Origin of the sequence: Actinomadura barringtoniae (genome assembly GCF_017573505.1) — a bacterium.
GTDB classification, from domain to species: Bacteria; Actinomycetota; Actinomycetes; order Streptosporangiales; family Streptosporangiaceae; genus Spirillospora; species Spirillospora barringtoniae.
This window is the reverse complement of record NZ_JAGEOJ010000007.1, coordinates 249,212-262,556: the sequence shown is the minus strand read 5'-3', so window position 1 is coordinate 262,556 and position 13,345 is coordinate 249,212. Positions and strand designations below refer to the sequence as shown.

The following is a 13,345-nucleotide window of genomic DNA, read 5'->3' as shown; positions in this document are numbered from 1 at the left end:
ACGGGTCCGTTCCTTAGCGGTAGAGGGCGGCGGGCGTGGTGCCGGTGGCGGTCAGCGGGAGGCCGAGCTCGGCCCGTTCGGCCAGCCACTGGCTCGGCCGGTAGCGCGGGTCGCCGGTGGCGTCGGCCAGTCCGGACAGGATGGTCAGCACGGTCGTCGCCCCGGCGTGGTCGCCCCACTCCAGCGGGCCGCGCGGGTAGCCGAGCCCGAGCCGTACGGCGGTGTCGATGTCCTCGGGGCGGGCGAGGTGCTGCTCGGCGATGCCGCACGAGACGTTGACGATCGAGGCGAGGAGCCGCTGCGCGACCGTTCCCGGGGCGTCGCGCACGACGGTCACCGGGCGGCCCGTTCGGGCGAGGGCGGCGAGGGCTGCACGGCCCGCACCGGGGTCGGCGCCGGGATGCACGGCGAGGGTGAGGCGGGACGCGAAGCCGCCGAGCGGGTCGATGCCGAATGTGCGCTCCAGGGGGAGCGCGTAGGCGCCCGCGTGCGCGACGACCGCCGTGCCGTACGCGGCGACCAGCACGATGGCCTGGTCGGACGGCCAGGTGTCGCGCTCGACCTCGACGCCGCTCGCTTCGAGCAGGCCGTAGAGGGAGTCGCGGACGTCGGGCTGGGCGTTGACGTCCACCCAGATCGGGCGGGGTTCGGCGGCGGGCGCTTCGGGCTCGGGCGGCTCTTGCTTGGCGCCGCCGGTGTAGCTGTAGAAGCCCGCGCCGGTCTTGCGGCCGAGAAGCCCGGCCTCCATGCGGGTGCGGGTGATGTGGGAGGGGCGCAGGCGCGGCTCGTCGTAGAAGCCGGACCAGACCGTTTCGAGGACGGGGTGCGACACGTCCAGCCCGGTCAGGTCCATCAGCTCGAACGGGCCCATCTTGAGGCCGAGGACGTCGCGCGCGATGCGGTCGATGTCGACCGGCTCGGCGATGCCCTCGGCCAGGATCTGCAGCGCCTCGGTCGGCAGGCCGCGCCCGGCGTGGTTGACCAGGAAGCCGGGAGTGTCGGGCGCGCGCACCGGCTGATGCCCGAGCCGCCGTACGAGGTCGATCAGCGCGTCCGGGATCCACGGCGTGGTGCGCGCTCCGGCGATCACCTCGACCAGCCGCATCAGCGGGACGGGGTTGAAGAAGTGCAGCCCGGCGAGGCGGCTCGGGTCGGCGAGCGTGGCGCCGATCGAGGTGACCGACAGCGAGCTGGTGTTGGTCGCCAGCACGGTGTCCGCGCCGACGACCTTCTCCAACGCGGTGAACAGCTCGCGCTTGGTCTCCAGGTCCTCGCGTACGGCCTCGATCACCAGGTCGACGCCGGCGGCCGGGGCCAGCGGGTCGGCCAGCGGCCGGAGCCGCCCCTTGGCGGCGGTCGCGTCCTCGGCCGTCATCCGGCCCTTGGAGGCGAGCTTGTCGTACATTCCGCCGATGTAGTCGATCGCCTGGTCGATCGCCTCGGGCCGGGCGTCGGCCAGCTCCACGGTGATCCCGGCGGCCGCCGCGAGCTGGGCGATCCCGCGCCCCATCACGCCGGTCCCGATCACCCGCACCGTATGGACCCGCTCCGCCCAGCGCTCCATGGCCGTCCTCTCGTTCTCACTCATTCTAGAAGGTCGTTCTAGAAATATATTCATGCCGTGATGTGGTCGTATAGCGAACGTAGCCTGCGAGCGTGAGGAGTCAGCCAGTGCCTGGTCTGCGGGAAGCCGTGATCTGTGAGCCGTTGCGCACCCCGATCGGCCGGTTCGGCGGCGTGTTCAAGGCGGTGCCGCCGGTGGACCTGGCCGCCGGAGTGATCAAGGCCCTGGTGGAACGCACCGGGCTGCCCGGCGAGGCGATCGACGAGGTGATCCTCGGCCAGTGCAACCCCAACTCCGACGCCCCCGCGATCGGCCGGGTCGCCGCGCTGGACGCCGGGCTCCCGGTCGAGGTCGGCGGCGTCCAGGTCGACCGGCGCTGCGGCTCGGGTCTTCAGGCCGTGCTCGACGCGGCGATGCAGATCCAGACCGAGGTGAGCGATCTGATCCTCGCGGGCGGCGTGGAAAGCATGAGCTCCGCGCCGTTCTACACGACCGAGGCGCGCTGGGGGATTCGCGGCGCCGGGCTGGAGCTGCACGACGCGCTCGCCCGCGGCCGCGTGACCGCGGGCGGCTTCCGGCACCCGGTGCCCGGCGGCATGCTGGAGACCGCCGAGAACCTGCGCCGCGAGTACGGCATCGGCCGCGTCGAGCAGGACGAGCTCGCCGTGCGGTCGCACCTGCGGGCCGTGGCCGCCCAGCGCGAGGGCCGCTTCGCCGACGAGATCGTTCCCGTCACCGTGCGGTCCCGTAAGGGCGACACCGTCGTGGACACCGACGAGCACCCGCGCCCCGACACCACGCTCGAAGGCCTCGCCAAGCTGAAGCCCGTGCTCGGCAAGGGCGACCCCGAGGCGACCGTGACGGCCGGGAACGCCAGCGGCCAGAACGACGCCGCCGCGGTGTGCGCGGTGACGACTCCCGAACGTGCCGCCGAGCTGGGCCTGCGTCCGCTCGTACGGCTGGTCTCGTGGGCGCGCGCAGGCGTTCCGCCTCGCACGATGGGCATCGGCCCCGTTCCGGCCACCGCCCGCGCTCTGCAGGCAGCCGGGCTGGACCTGTCGGACATCGACCTCATCGAGCTGAACGAGGCCTTCGCCGCCCAGGCGCTAGCCGTCACCCGGGAGTGGAGCTTCAAGGACGCCGACTGGGACCGTACGAACGTCAACGGTTCCGGCATCTCCCTGGGCCACCCGGTCGGCGCCACCGGCGGCCGCATCCTGGCCACGCTCGCCCGGGAGATGGACCGCCGCGAGGCCCGCTATGGCCTGGAGACGATGTGCATCGGGGGAGGCCAGGGCTTGGCCGCCGTCTTCGAACGCGTGGCGCCCTGACCTCGCACTTGCCCGAAATGAATGCATGCGGCAATATTGCATATGCAACTATTGCTCGTGCGGCTTGATGGCGCACGCTTTGTATATGGGGGGCTTCCATGGACACCGAGACGTCTTTCGTCGCTCAGCTGAACGGCGACGCCGCGACCGCCGGGGATCTGGCGCCGCTCGCGTTCGCGGGCTACGCGCACTTCACCGCGATGCAGGTGCGCGGCGGCCGGGTCCGCGGCCTGGACCTGCACCTGGAACGTCTCCGAGTGGCCTCCCTGAAGCTCTTCGGCGTCGCGCTGCCCGACGACCAGGTGCGCTCTTACCTCCGTACGGCCCTGGAGCCGGCCCCGGCCGACGCCTCGCTGACGGCCACGATCTTCTCCCCGATCGGCGAGTTCACCGCCGACAAGGGCGCCGAGCTCAGCGTCCTGGTCCGCACCCGGCCGCCCGCGTCCGGCCCGCAGGGCCCGCTCGCGCTGGCGGCCGTCGAGTACGAACGGGTCGTCCCGGCGGTGAAGCACGTCGGCGAGGTGGCCAAGACGTACTACCTGCGTGAGGCCGTGGCGCAGGGCTTCGACGACGCGGCCTTCCTCGACCGCCGGGGCAGGCTGAGCGAGGCGTCGATCTGGAACCTGGCGTTCTGGGACGGCTCCCAGGTCGTGTGGCCCGAGGCCGAGATGCTGGACGGCGTCACCCAGCAGATCGTGCGCCGCCGACTCGACCGCCTGGGCGTTCCGCAGACCGTTCGCAAGGTCACGATCGCCGACCTGCCCGCGCTCTCGGGCGCCGTGGTCCTCAACTCCTGGACCCCGGGCATCGCGGTCAGCCGCATCGCCACCGAGCCGCTTCCGGACGCGCCCGAGTTCGTGGACCTGTTCCACCGCGCCTACGGCGAGGAGCCCCTCACTTCTCCGTGAGGCCGCGCAGCAGGGCGACGGCCTCGTCCGCCCGCTCGCACGGAACGAAGATGTGGTCGTGGTAGAACGCCGAGATCGCGTTGCAGCTGATCCCGGCGTTCGCCAGGGCCGTGGCGATGGCCGCCATCATCCCGACCGCCTCCAGCGACGAGTGGATCCGCAACGTGATCCACGCCGAGGAAAAGGTGGCGTCGAGCCCGGCCCGTTCGGCCTGCTCGCGCGGCAGGACCAGGGTGCGCCCCTCGTCCTCCTCGAACGTCATCACCGGCTCCACGCCCACGGGCAGCGTCCGCGCCCGCAGGGTCGCGAAGACGTACTCGCCGTCGTGCAGCTCCGGATCGAGCCCGGCCAGCAGCCGCCCGAGATCGGTCTCCCCAGTCGCCATGATCACGATGTTCCCCGTTCCGGCCGCCCGCGATCGTAGGCTGGCGTGATCTTTCCCCCCGGAGGGTGCACCGAATGCCCGCGTTGCTCGGCCTGGCCTACACGACCGCCGGCGGTGTCATCGGCGCCGCGGTGACCGCCTACCTGTCACGGAGCCATGAGCGGCGCCGCCTGCGCGCCGACGTTCATCAGCAGCTTCATCGCGTCGCGGCGGCACGGGACGGAGTGCGCGACATCGCGGTCGCGGACGAGCGCTCCATCTCCTACCTCGGCGGCAGGCGGCTGCGCGCCACGGGCGAGTTCGGCGTCGCGGCGCTGCTGGAGGACGGCACCGACGCCGAACGCGCGCTGCGTGAGGCGTTCGAGGGACTGACCGTGGCGGCGCTGTCGGCCGGGGTGCCGCGCAGGGCCCTGGACTTCGCCGGAGGCGGCGAGGAACGCGCGCTTCAGTGCGAGGTCATCGTCCGCGTCGACCGGCGGCTCGGCGGTGTCCTGGACGAGGCGGACCGCGACGCGCTCATGGCGGCGTGCGACGACTACCGCGAGGCGGCCACGCAGCTCCTCCTCCAGGCGCTCTGGCATCCCTGGGCGGGTCGTCTGCGCATGCGTGCGCGCGTTCGCCGTCTGCGCGTGCAGGTCGAGGCCCTGCACCGCCGCCAGGAGGCGGCGATGGCGGTGCTGGCCGGACCGGCCGGCCAGCACCTGAGATCGGCCCTCCCTCAGCGGCGGGAGTAGTGGGCGATGATCACGCCCTTGGGGGTGGTGACGCTCCCGGTGAGGTCGAACTCGGTGAGCGAGGCGGGGCCCTCGAACAGCCGCTTGCCGCCGCCCAGGGTCAGCGGGTGGATCAGCAGCGTGTAGCGGTCGATCAGCCCGGCCGCGTGCAGGCTGTTGACCAGCGACGCGCTGCCGTTGATCGACAGGTCGCCGCCCGGCTGCGCCTTGAGCTCGGCGACCTGCTCCTCGGCGTCGCCGCCCAGCAGGATCGAGTTCTGCCAGGCGTCCGCGTCCTTCAGCGTCCTCGACACGACGTACTTCGTCGCCGCGTTCATGTGCGCGGTGAACGGGTTGCCGTCGGTCGCGTGCGCCCACGCTCCGATGAAGTCCTCCCAGGTCCGGCGGCCGAACAGCATGTCGCCCGGCTTGGCCATCCCCTTGGCCATCTCGCGGCCCAGCACCTCGTCGGTGTACCGCGGCCCCCAGCCCCCGTGGGTGAAGCCGCCGCTGGTGTCCTCGTCCGGGCGGCCGAGCCCCTGAACGACTCCATCGAGGGTGACGAACATCGTGGCCGTGATCGAACGCATCGACCCGCTCCCTTCGTTCGGGCCGCCCTGATGCGGCCCACTCACCCCCTACACGAAGGAGCACTCGCGGAATCGACAGCGACGCGAAAGGACGTTCACCAGCGGCCGCCCGGCGGGGCGCTCAACGCTGGTCCGGGTCCGCGGACCGAACGCGATGCAGAGACCGTGCGATGACCTCCTCGGCCTGCCGTATCCGCTGCTCGGACTGCGCGATGACCTGCGCGCCGCGCTCCTTGGCCCGACGCAGCCGCGCGGTCAGCTCCTCGATGTCGATGACGCCCTGGTCAAGGTCGGCCTGCGCGTACTCCCGGTCCTGCTCCGCGGCGTCCCGGTCGCGGGCCGCAGCCGCCCGATCCCTGGTGCCGGCGTCCCGATCCTGCCGCGTCGCCGCCCGCTCGCCCCGCGTCGCCGCCAGGAACTCCCGCAGCGCCGCGCGATCCTCGGCGTTGCTTTCGCGGTCCTGCCTTCCGTTCCGTGCTTGCCTTTCGTCGGAGTCGGAGTCGGAGTCGGCTGCGGCCTCATCGCGCAGCTCGGCCAGGCGCAGCAGCTCGAACGCCCGTTCACCGGCCTCGTCGGTGAGCCTTGCCACCTCCGACGCCTGAGCGTCCCGCGTCTCGGCATGTGCGTCGCGCTGCTCGGCGGCGCGGTCGCGCTCCTCGGCGGCAAGGTCGCGGGCGTCACCGTCCTCGCGCCGGACCGCGGCCGCGGTGAGCACACCGGCCTCGGGCTCAGAGCCGGGATCGATGCCGGGGAACCGGCCGGACTCCGGATCCACTTCCCACCCCGTCCGTTCCCGCAAGGCAGCCGCGACCCGCAGAGCCGCCGAACTCAGGGCGTCCTCCGGATGATGCGCGGCGAGCCCTTCCAGCAGCGCCACCACCGTGGTGGCCTCGCCTTGGGTCAACATCTCCCACCCCGGTGCCGACAAGACCTACTCGTTGAACCTAACCCGTGCCGACTGATCAGTCAGGCCTCGTACTCCCTGGCCTTAACTGCCCGAACGAGCTCCCTCCAACCCGCAGCCCCCACGATCAGCATCGCCCCGCCCGGATCCTTGGAGTCCCGCAGCGCGACGACAGAAGCCAGATCGGCGACCTCAACACACTCGCCGCCATGGTCGTCACTGCGACTGCTCTTGCGCCACTCGGCAGCGGAGACCTCAACGCACTCGCCACCTTCATCGCCGCTGTGGCTGCTCTTGCGCCACTCAACAGCGGACAGGTCCAACCTGCTCATAGCTCCTCCATCACGGCCCTGATAACAGTCCGCGAGTCACTGACGGGATGCGCGCAGCCCTTGATCAGTTCATAACGCATGATGTAACCCGTCACAAGGGAGGGCAGTTCGATGAGAGTCCCCACGCCTTGTGACTCGGTGTAGGCGACATTCGCGCCATCGCTGAAACTCAGGATCGTGAGACTGCCGGTCAAACCTGGGTAGTAACCCCGGCCCTGCGGCACCACGTCAATTGCGACGTTCGGCAGCTCGCTTGCCTCCAACAGGGATTGGAGCTGCCTTCGCTGGACGTCCCGGCTCCCGATCACCTCGCGCAGGACCCGTTCATCGAGCGTCAGAAGGACCTGAGGAGGGCTGTCGCTAGTAAGAATGGACTGACGCTCCATCCGCTTAGCGATGAATTCATCTGCGCTGTGCTTGTCTCTCGCTTCCATAACCGCTCGCGCATAGTCCTCCGTCTGGAACATGCCACTCACCAGCGTCAGGCAGAAGTACTTGCTGAAGATGGCGCGCTTCTCGCGCTTCAGGAACTCTGGGAAGCCAGGTGGCAGGGAGACTGCGTGGCGGGTCTCGACGATGCGTTGCCAGAGGCGGTGGAACAGGCCGTTGGTCTTGAAGAAGGTGTCGAGGGCCTCTGCGAACTCCTCTGAGGGGATGTTCTTGCAGTGCTCGATCTGGCCGATGTAGGAGTCGGCGTAGCCGAGCGCGTCGCCGAGCTCCTTCTTGCTCAGGCCCACGTTCTCCCGCCATGCCGTCAGTTCCTTGGCGAACGTGATGATCGCGGGGGCGTCATAGGGCTCGGAACGTGCGGGCATGGGGGCTCCCGGGGTCGTACCTGATCGAGAGGTTCGGTCGATCTTGAATTGGGTGCGTTGCGGGGCGCGATGGGGCGCTTTCTGAGCGTAGTCCTCGCCTGTGACGGTATTCACATGGATGCGGATGCTCATGACCTGGAACGGCTCCGGGCCGACTTCCAGGGCTGGCGGTTCATCGTCAGTGATCGGCGGCGCTGGTGGGCGCTGCGCGGCCCGTTGCCGATGGACAAGATCCATGAGGTGGACGCGCTCGACGCCGACAGCTCCCAGCAGCTGCGCGCGGCGCTCCTCAGGCAGAAGGGGCGGCGATGATCGCGCCGCTCGACTCGCGTTGGGACGTCCTGGTCGCCCGTCACCAGTTGAACCGGCTCGGGCGCGTGCTGCGGCGCGACGGCTGGTGCACCGAGCGGCGGTACGGGCAGAATCCGCCCCTGCTTCGCATCTACTCCGAGCACCTGACCTGGCTCGGAGAGTCGGTGATGGTGGTGCGCGGCCCATCGCAGCGGGTCTTCATCTCCTCCACCGGATCGTGGCTGGCGCCGTGCTCGGACGGCGAACGGGCGGCCGAGGAGTTGAGCGCTCTTCTTGAACCGTGGGTCTCGGCCGCGCTGGCGGCGAGGCGTTGAGCCCTATTGTTCTGGTGTGCAGAAAGAACCCGCGTATCCGATCGCGTCTGTGGACAACGCCCTCCGCTTGCTGACGCTCTTCCGCGAGCACGAGAAGGTGCGGCTCTCGGACGCGCGCGAGTTCCTGGGCGTGGCCCACTCGACCGCGCACCGGCTGCTGGCGATGCTCGCCTATCACGGCTTCGTACGGCAGGAACCGGACTCCAAGGTCTACGTTGCCGGCCCGATGCTCGTGGAGATCGGGCTCGCGGCCGTACGCAACATGGACATCCGGCTGCACGCCCGTCCCGTGCTGGAGGAACTGGCGGAGTGGGCCGGGGAGACCGTCCACCTGGTCGGCCTGGAGGGCGCGTCCGTCCGGTATCTGGACGCGGTGGAGAGCCCCAAGTCGCTGAGGGTCGCCGCTCGTACGGGAACGACGCTCGCGGCCAACTGCACAGCCTCGGGCAAGGCGCTGCTCGCGGCGCTGTCGCGGAGTGAGGTGGAGGCCCTCTTCCCGGCGGACCGCCCGCTGCCGGGCGAGACGGAACGTTCGATCACCGATCCTGCGGCCCTGCTGGCCGAGCTGGACCGCGTTCGCGAACGCGGCTACGCCGTCAACGAGGAGGAGAGCGAGGACGGTGTGGCGTCGGTGGCGGTCGCGGTCCCGGGCCTGCGCGGGCGTCCGGTGGCGGCGCTGGCGGTCTCGGCTCCCCTCTCCCGCCTTCCCGCCGAACGAGTCCAGGCGGTCGCGGCCCATCTCCATGAGGAGGCCGAACGTCTGGCGCTGCGAGCAGGGCTCACGCCCGACCGCTCTTAAGTGCTCAGGGAGTCCAGCCAGCGTTGTGCGGCGGCGCGTACGTCGGGCTCTGGATCGTGGAGCGCGCGGCGGCCGGCGTCGGCGCAGTGCCGGGCGTCCTGTTTCCAGTACTGCAAGGACAGAATCGCCAGGCGCCGAACCGTGGCGTCCGGGTCGTCGACGGCGGTCGTGGAGAGGTGCGGAGTGACCTGCCGGCCCACGGCTTTGCCGAGCGAGCGTTCACCGAGAACGCTCGCGGCGTGCCGGCGGGTCACCGGATGCGGCGAACGCAGTGCGTCGATCGCCGCCCCGACCTCCTCGGCGCGGATCGTGCAGTAGCCGGAACCCGGGCGCAGCTCCTCGGCCACGGCGTCGTTCTGCCGCGGGTGGCCGGTCAGGAACCGTTCCAGCGGGCCGTAGTCCAGCGGCGGCGGCGCGGCCGCGTGATCGCGGAAGCTTCGGTACGGCGCGGCCACGGCCGAGACGACCGTTCCGCCGGAGAGCGCGGAGTCGGCCAGCACCACATCGAGGCGGCCCAGGCGGGACAGGGCGACCGCGACCCAGGACTCGTCGGGCCCGGTGGTGTCCTTCAGCGCGCGGGTGAGCGCCTCGATCACCTCGTCGGAGGCGCAGCCGATGTCAGCGATCAGTTTCGCCGCCCGCCAGCGGTCCGGGCCCTGCGACAGCAGCTCGGTGAGGGCCGGGAGCGCGGCCGGGCCGAGCTCGCGCAATGCTTTCTGGGCGTTCTCGCGACCGAGCGGGCCGTCCCAGTCGTCGAGCGCCCGCACGTAGATGGGTGCGCGGTCCGCGGGCGCCTGGGCCTCGACCTCGGCGATCCAGGCCGCCGCCCGGTCGTAGGCCGGAAACAGCCGGTACAGCTCTCGGACGCCCAGCACGCGGCGCAGGAGCCTCTCTTCGTCCTGGTCGTTGGTCAGCACGACCACGACGAATTCTCGGTCGGTCACGCCGGTCGTCCGCAGGTCCTTGCGGGCGCGCTTGCACACCCGGGTGAGCACGTTCAGGTACTTGGTGAACGTGCGCTCCCAGTGTCGCGTCGTGCTTCGCCCCGCCTCGTCGGTCAGCGCCCGCTCCCACTGCGACCAGCGGTCCTCAGGGAGCCATGACTCCCAGACGGTGTCCCAGTCGGGCAGGCTCCAGCGCAGGTCTTCGTCGCCCGCCAGCTCCTCCTCGGAGTTGGCGCCGAGCATCGGCAGCCGGATCAAGCCGTCGGTCTCGGCGTAGATCTCGCCCAGCACGGCGGCGTACAGGCCGCTGGCTTGGCCCGCGCGTTCCGTCACCTTCGCGACGACGCCCGCCACCAGCTCGTCCTCGAACGCCGCCCAGTCCAACCGGCTACTCCTCCTCGGAATCGGCGTTCCATGGAGTGGTCTCCAGGTCGCCCAGGTCGTCCACGGCCACGCGGTTCTCGCGCGCCAGGGTCCGGATCATCGTCGCGGCCTCGTCGGTCGTCACGTACCGGCCCCGGGAGTGCCGGTGGGCGGGCTCAGGAGTTTCCAACCAGAGCTTGGGCTTGTCCGGGCCTTCCCAGCGCATCTGTACGACGCCCTCCGAACGTCCTACGAAGACCAGGTAGTTGCCGTCGGTGGGAGCGAGGGCGTCCAGCCAGCGCAGGCATTCCTCCAGTGAGGCCGGGCGCTCGTCGCTGTCGTAGCGTCGGCGCTCCTTGTCGCCCACACGCATCATCAGCATGTGCTCGGGCGGCCACTGCGCATTCAGGGCGTCAGGGTCGAAGTCTTCACCCCTGAAGAGGGGTCCGAACACCGCCCAGGCCGAATGCCGGGGGATGTCCACCTTGAGGGGCTCGGCCGGCTTGCCTTGAACCTGAAGGGTGAGGGTGCCGCGGAGACGATCAAATTCGCGGTTCAGGTGCAGGTCGTGGCCGCGCATGTCCTTCACCGACACGCGGACGCCGTTCGGCATGCCCGGCAGATCCCGTTCCAGGACGCTCCGCGCCTTTGCCAGGGCGGGCTTCGAGCTTCTGCGGCTGCGGCTGTTCTTCCTGTACAGGCCGCCCATGCCGCCGTCCAGGCGCCTTACATCGGCCCTGGGCGTCGGCTCACGATCCCAGTGGTGGTGCCGGAGCGCGAGGTTCTTGCCGATGATGCCGGGCCAGAACGCCTCGTACTCCTCACCGTCGATGGCCTCGGAACGATGCACCGGGATGACCTGCAATCCCCGCTCTTTCAGGGGCGAGTCCTTGAAGAAGCCGGTGTGCCCCGGGCCGAGCAGGGCCGCCCTGTCCAGCGCGAAACCCGGGACGTCGATGGGGCGCAGCCGGACGATCGAACCCAGGTCGTCGGTGTCCGCGATGTCGTCCACCGCGTCCAGAAGGGCTACCGCGACGTCCTCGCGGTAGCCCTTGCCCGCGTGGAACATCAGCACCCGGTCCCCGCGGATCTGGTACACGAAGACGCCGACGAAGTTGTGCTCGATCAGCACGTCGTACTTGCCTATGCGTGCGGGCTCCGCAGGTTCGAGGCGGTCTTTCTGGATGAGCTCTGCGAGGTCTGCGAGGGGAGGGCCATCGACCATGCGAAACAACCTAGGACAACGTGGGCCCTCCCGTCGCAGACGTTCCCCAATGCGCTCCTATGCGTTCGGAACGGTCTTGTAGGTGAGGTGGACGAGGCTGTCCCCGAGGGGCTGGGTGTTGGTCAGGCGCATCGTCGCCTTGCGGCCGGCTTCCCCGAAGAGGCGGTTGCCTGAGCCGAGCACGACCGGGTAGACCGTGAGCCGCAGCTCGTCGACGAGGTCGTTCTCCATCAGCGTGTGGACGAGCGGCAGGCTGGCATAGACGACCAGGTCGCCGTCCAGCTGTTCCTTCAGCTTGGAGACCTCCTTGGCCACGTCGCCGCTGATGACCGTTCCGTGGCCCCACCTGGGCTCGTCGATCGTCGAGGACACGACGTACTTGGGCATGCCGTTCAGCCTGTCCGCCCACTCGCCGGTCCGGGCCAGCCATCGCGTGGCGAACCATTCGTCCGTACGGCGGCCCAGCAGCAGTGCCTCGGCGGCCATCGCCTCCGCGAGCTCGACCTTCGTCCACGCCTCGCGGTCCTTGTCGCTGATGTCGAAGAACCAGCTGCCGTGCCCGAGCCCCTCCTCACCGGTCGGATCCTGCGTGACCCCATCGAGCGTGACGTTCTCGCTGATGATGAGCTTTCCCATGGCCGTCTCTCCTCTCGAGCGGATGTCGCTGAGGTAGAGACCGCGGCGTTGTGAAACTGGGCGTTCGTCGACCGCCCAGTTCCAGGGGAGGCCGGTGTCCGTACACGATGGAGCTGCGTGGAGAGGGGTGAGGCGAAGGTGATGATGACCGGTGACCTGATGTCCCGGGCGCGGGCCGGGGACGGCGATGCGTTCCAGCAACTGACCGAGCCGTACCGTCGCGAGCTGCAGGTGCACTGCTACCGCATGCTCGGCTCCGTCCAAGACGCGGAGGACGCCCTCCAGGACACCATGTTGGCTGCCTGGCAGGGGTTGGGCGGCTTCCAGGAACGCGCCTCTATCAGGACGTGGCTCTACCGCATCGCCACCAACAGATGCCTTAACGCCCTGCGCACGGCCGCCCGTCGCCCCGCCAAAGAGTGGGACATCCCCAACGTCGTACCGCCAGAGCCCACTCGCCTTGGCGAAGTGGCCTGGCTTGAGCCCATTCCGGATTCGCTCGTTGCGCCGCTAAGTCCTGAGGCGCGTTATGAGCAGACCGAGTCAATTTCGCTGGCGTTCATCACGGCCCTTCAGCTCCTGCCGCCGCGCCAGATCGCGGTGCTCGTGCTGCGCGACGTGCTCGGCTTCCACGCCGCCGAGGTGGCCGACATGCTCGGCACGACGCTCGACTCGGTGAACAGCGCCCTCAAGCGCGCCCGTTCCAGCCTGCAACGCACCGGCACCGGTACCGGCACCGAGCACCTCGCGCCGCCTTCCCCTGGATCGCCTACCGAAGACGCTCTCGTCGAGAGCTTCGTCCGGGCGTACGAGGGCGGCGACATCGACGCGGTGGTGGCCCTCCTGACCGACGACGTCTTCATGTCGATGCCGCCGATCGCGCTGGAGTACGTGGGCCGCGACCTCGTCGCCCGCTTCTGCGCCGGCCTGTTCGGCGCGGGCCGCACGTACACCCTGACCCGCACGCGAGCTAACGGCCAGCCCGCGTTCGGCACGTACGTGCGCACGCCGACCGGCATCCGCCACGGCACCGGCCTCATCGTCATCACCCTGGCCGGCGACCGCATCAGCGCGATGACCCGCTTCGACAACGACATGCTGCCCTGGTTCGACCTGCCCAGATCGCTTCCACCTTCGCAGTGACCTTCCCGCGTCGGCCTTCGCCGCGTCCGCGAACTGATCGATTCCGGATCCCCGCCCGATCGCGAAC

General features: G+C 70.1%; 16 protein-coding genes. 7 read left to right on the top strand and 9 right to left on the bottom strand.

The window, feature by feature from the left end; genetic code table 11:
* Positions 1–13: 13 nt before the first annotated feature.
* Positions 14–1,588 carry a 3-hydroxyacyl-CoA dehydrogenase gene (locus J4573_RS18860; protein ID WP_243773215.1) on the bottom strand — a complete coding sequence of 525 codons (1,575 nt, stop codon included), beginning with the start codon at positions 1,586–1,588 and terminating at the stop codon, positions 14–16.
* A gap of 92 nt (positions 1,589–1,680) precedes the next feature.
* Between J4573_RS18860 and J4573_RS18855 the strand changes: the two genes are divergently transcribed.
* Positions 1,681–2,895: an acetyl-CoA C-acetyltransferase gene (locus tag J4573_RS18855; protein WP_208257248.1), complete on the top strand. Its 1,215-nt coding sequence runs from the start codon at positions 1,681–1,683 to the stop codon at positions 2,893–2,895.
* Positions 2,896–2,993: 98 nt separating this feature from the next.
* The gene (locus J4573_RS18850; protein ID WP_208257027.1) at positions 2,994–3,803 is read left to right on the top strand and encodes an aminotransferase class IV family protein; all 810 of its coding nucleotides are present in this window, start codon (positions 2,994–2,996) and stop codon (positions 3,801–3,803) included.
* On the opposite strand, the gene J4573_RS18845 is transcribed toward J4573_RS18850, so the two are convergent.
* Positions 3,790–4,188 (bottom strand): ACT domain-containing protein, encoded by a 399-nt coding sequence (locus J4573_RS18845; RefSeq protein ID WP_208257025.1) that lies wholly within the window; start codon positions 4,186–4,188, stop codon positions 3,790–3,792. The two genes, J4573_RS18850 and J4573_RS18845, sit on opposite strands and share 14 nt — an antisense overlap.
* A gap of 74 nt (positions 4,189–4,262) precedes the next feature.
* Between J4573_RS18845 and J4573_RS18840 the strand changes: the two genes are divergently transcribed.
* Positions 4,263–4,922 carry a hypothetical protein gene (locus tag J4573_RS18840; protein WP_208257024.1) on the top strand — a complete coding sequence of 220 codons (660 nt, stop codon included), beginning with the start codon at positions 4,263–4,265 and terminating at the stop codon, positions 4,920–4,922.
* On the opposite strand, the gene J4573_RS18835 is transcribed toward J4573_RS18840, so the two are convergent.
* The 4 genes from J4573_RS18835 to J4573_RS18820 all read right to left on the bottom strand — a co-directional run bounded on the left by J4573_RS18835 (position 4,907) and on the right by J4573_RS18820 (position 7,542).
* Entirely contained in the window at positions 4,907–5,491 is a 585-nt protein-coding gene (locus J4573_RS18835; protein WP_208257023.1) for a dihydrofolate reductase family protein, read from the bottom strand. The genes J4573_RS18840 and J4573_RS18835 overlap by 16 nt on opposite strands.
* Positions 5,492–5,612: 121 nt before the next feature.
* Positions 5,613–6,398 carry a hypothetical protein gene (locus J4573_RS18830; protein WP_208257022.1) on the bottom strand — a complete coding sequence of 262 codons (786 nt, stop codon included), beginning with the start codon at positions 6,396–6,398 and terminating at the stop codon, positions 5,613–5,615.
* A 59-nt stretch (positions 6,399–6,457) separates the two neighbouring features.
* Positions 6,458–6,727, bottom strand: a complete 270-nt coding sequence (locus J4573_RS18825; RefSeq protein WP_208257021.1) for a DUF397 domain-containing protein — start codon at positions 6,725–6,727, stop codon at positions 6,458–6,460.
* Positions 6,724–7,542, bottom strand: a complete 819-nt coding sequence (locus J4573_RS18820) for a helix-turn-helix domain-containing protein (RefSeq protein ID WP_208257020.1) — start codon at positions 7,540–7,542, stop codon at positions 6,724–6,726. The genes J4573_RS18825 and J4573_RS18820 overlap by 4 nt, the downstream gene beginning before the upstream one ends.
* A 114-nt stretch (positions 7,543–7,656) precedes the next feature.
* On the opposite strand from J4573_RS18820, the gene J4573_RS18815 reads away from it, so the two are divergent.
* The 3 genes from J4573_RS18815 to J4573_RS18805 are packed head-to-tail and all read left to right on the top strand — an operon-like array spanning position 7,657 to position 8,967.
* The gene (locus J4573_RS18815; protein ID WP_208257018.1) at positions 7,657–7,854 is read left to right on the top strand and encodes a hypothetical protein; all 198 of its coding nucleotides are present in this window, start codon (positions 7,657–7,659) and stop codon (positions 7,852–7,854) included.
* Positions 7,851–8,168 (top strand): hypothetical protein, encoded by a 318-nt coding sequence (locus J4573_RS18810; RefSeq protein ID WP_208257016.1) that lies wholly within the window; start codon positions 7,851–7,853, stop codon positions 8,166–8,168. Before J4573_RS18815 ends, J4573_RS18810 begins: the two co-directional genes overlap by 4 nt.
* 49 nt (positions 8,169–8,217) lie before the next feature.
* Positions 8,218–8,967: an IclR family transcriptional regulator gene (locus J4573_RS18805; RefSeq protein WP_208257014.1), complete on the top strand. Its 750-nt coding sequence runs from the start codon at positions 8,218–8,220 to the stop codon at positions 8,965–8,967.
* Here J4573_RS18805 and J4573_RS18800 read toward each other — a convergent pair.
* From J4573_RS18800 to J4573_RS18790, 3 genes are read right to left on the bottom strand one after another with little or no spacing between them, the layout of a single operon-like run.
* Entirely contained in the window at positions 8,964–10,295 is a 1,332-nt protein-coding gene (locus J4573_RS18800; protein WP_208257012.1) for a DUF4303 domain-containing protein, read from the bottom strand. The genes J4573_RS18805 and J4573_RS18800 overlap by 4 nt on opposite strands.
* Before the next feature lie 4 nt (positions 10,296–10,299).
* Positions 10,300–11,499, bottom strand: a complete 1,200-nt coding sequence (locus J4573_RS18795; RefSeq protein WP_208257010.1) for a hypothetical protein — start codon at positions 11,497–11,499, stop codon at positions 10,300–10,302.
* A gap of 57 nt (positions 11,500–11,556) precedes the next feature.
* The gene (locus J4573_RS18790; protein ID WP_208257008.1) at positions 11,557–12,135 is read right to left on the bottom strand and encodes a dihydrofolate reductase family protein; all 579 of its coding nucleotides are present in this window, start codon (positions 12,133–12,135) and stop codon (positions 11,557–11,559) included.
* A 117-nt stretch (positions 12,136–12,252) separates the two neighbouring features.
* On the opposite strand from J4573_RS18790, the gene J4573_RS18785 reads away from it, so the two are divergent.
* A complete protein-coding gene (locus J4573_RS18785; RefSeq protein WP_307796698.1) occupies positions 12,253–13,278 on the top strand; it encodes a sigma-70 family RNA polymerase sigma factor in 1,026 nt (341 codons plus the stop codon).
* The last annotated feature ends 67 nt before the right edge of the window (positions 13,279–13,345 follow it).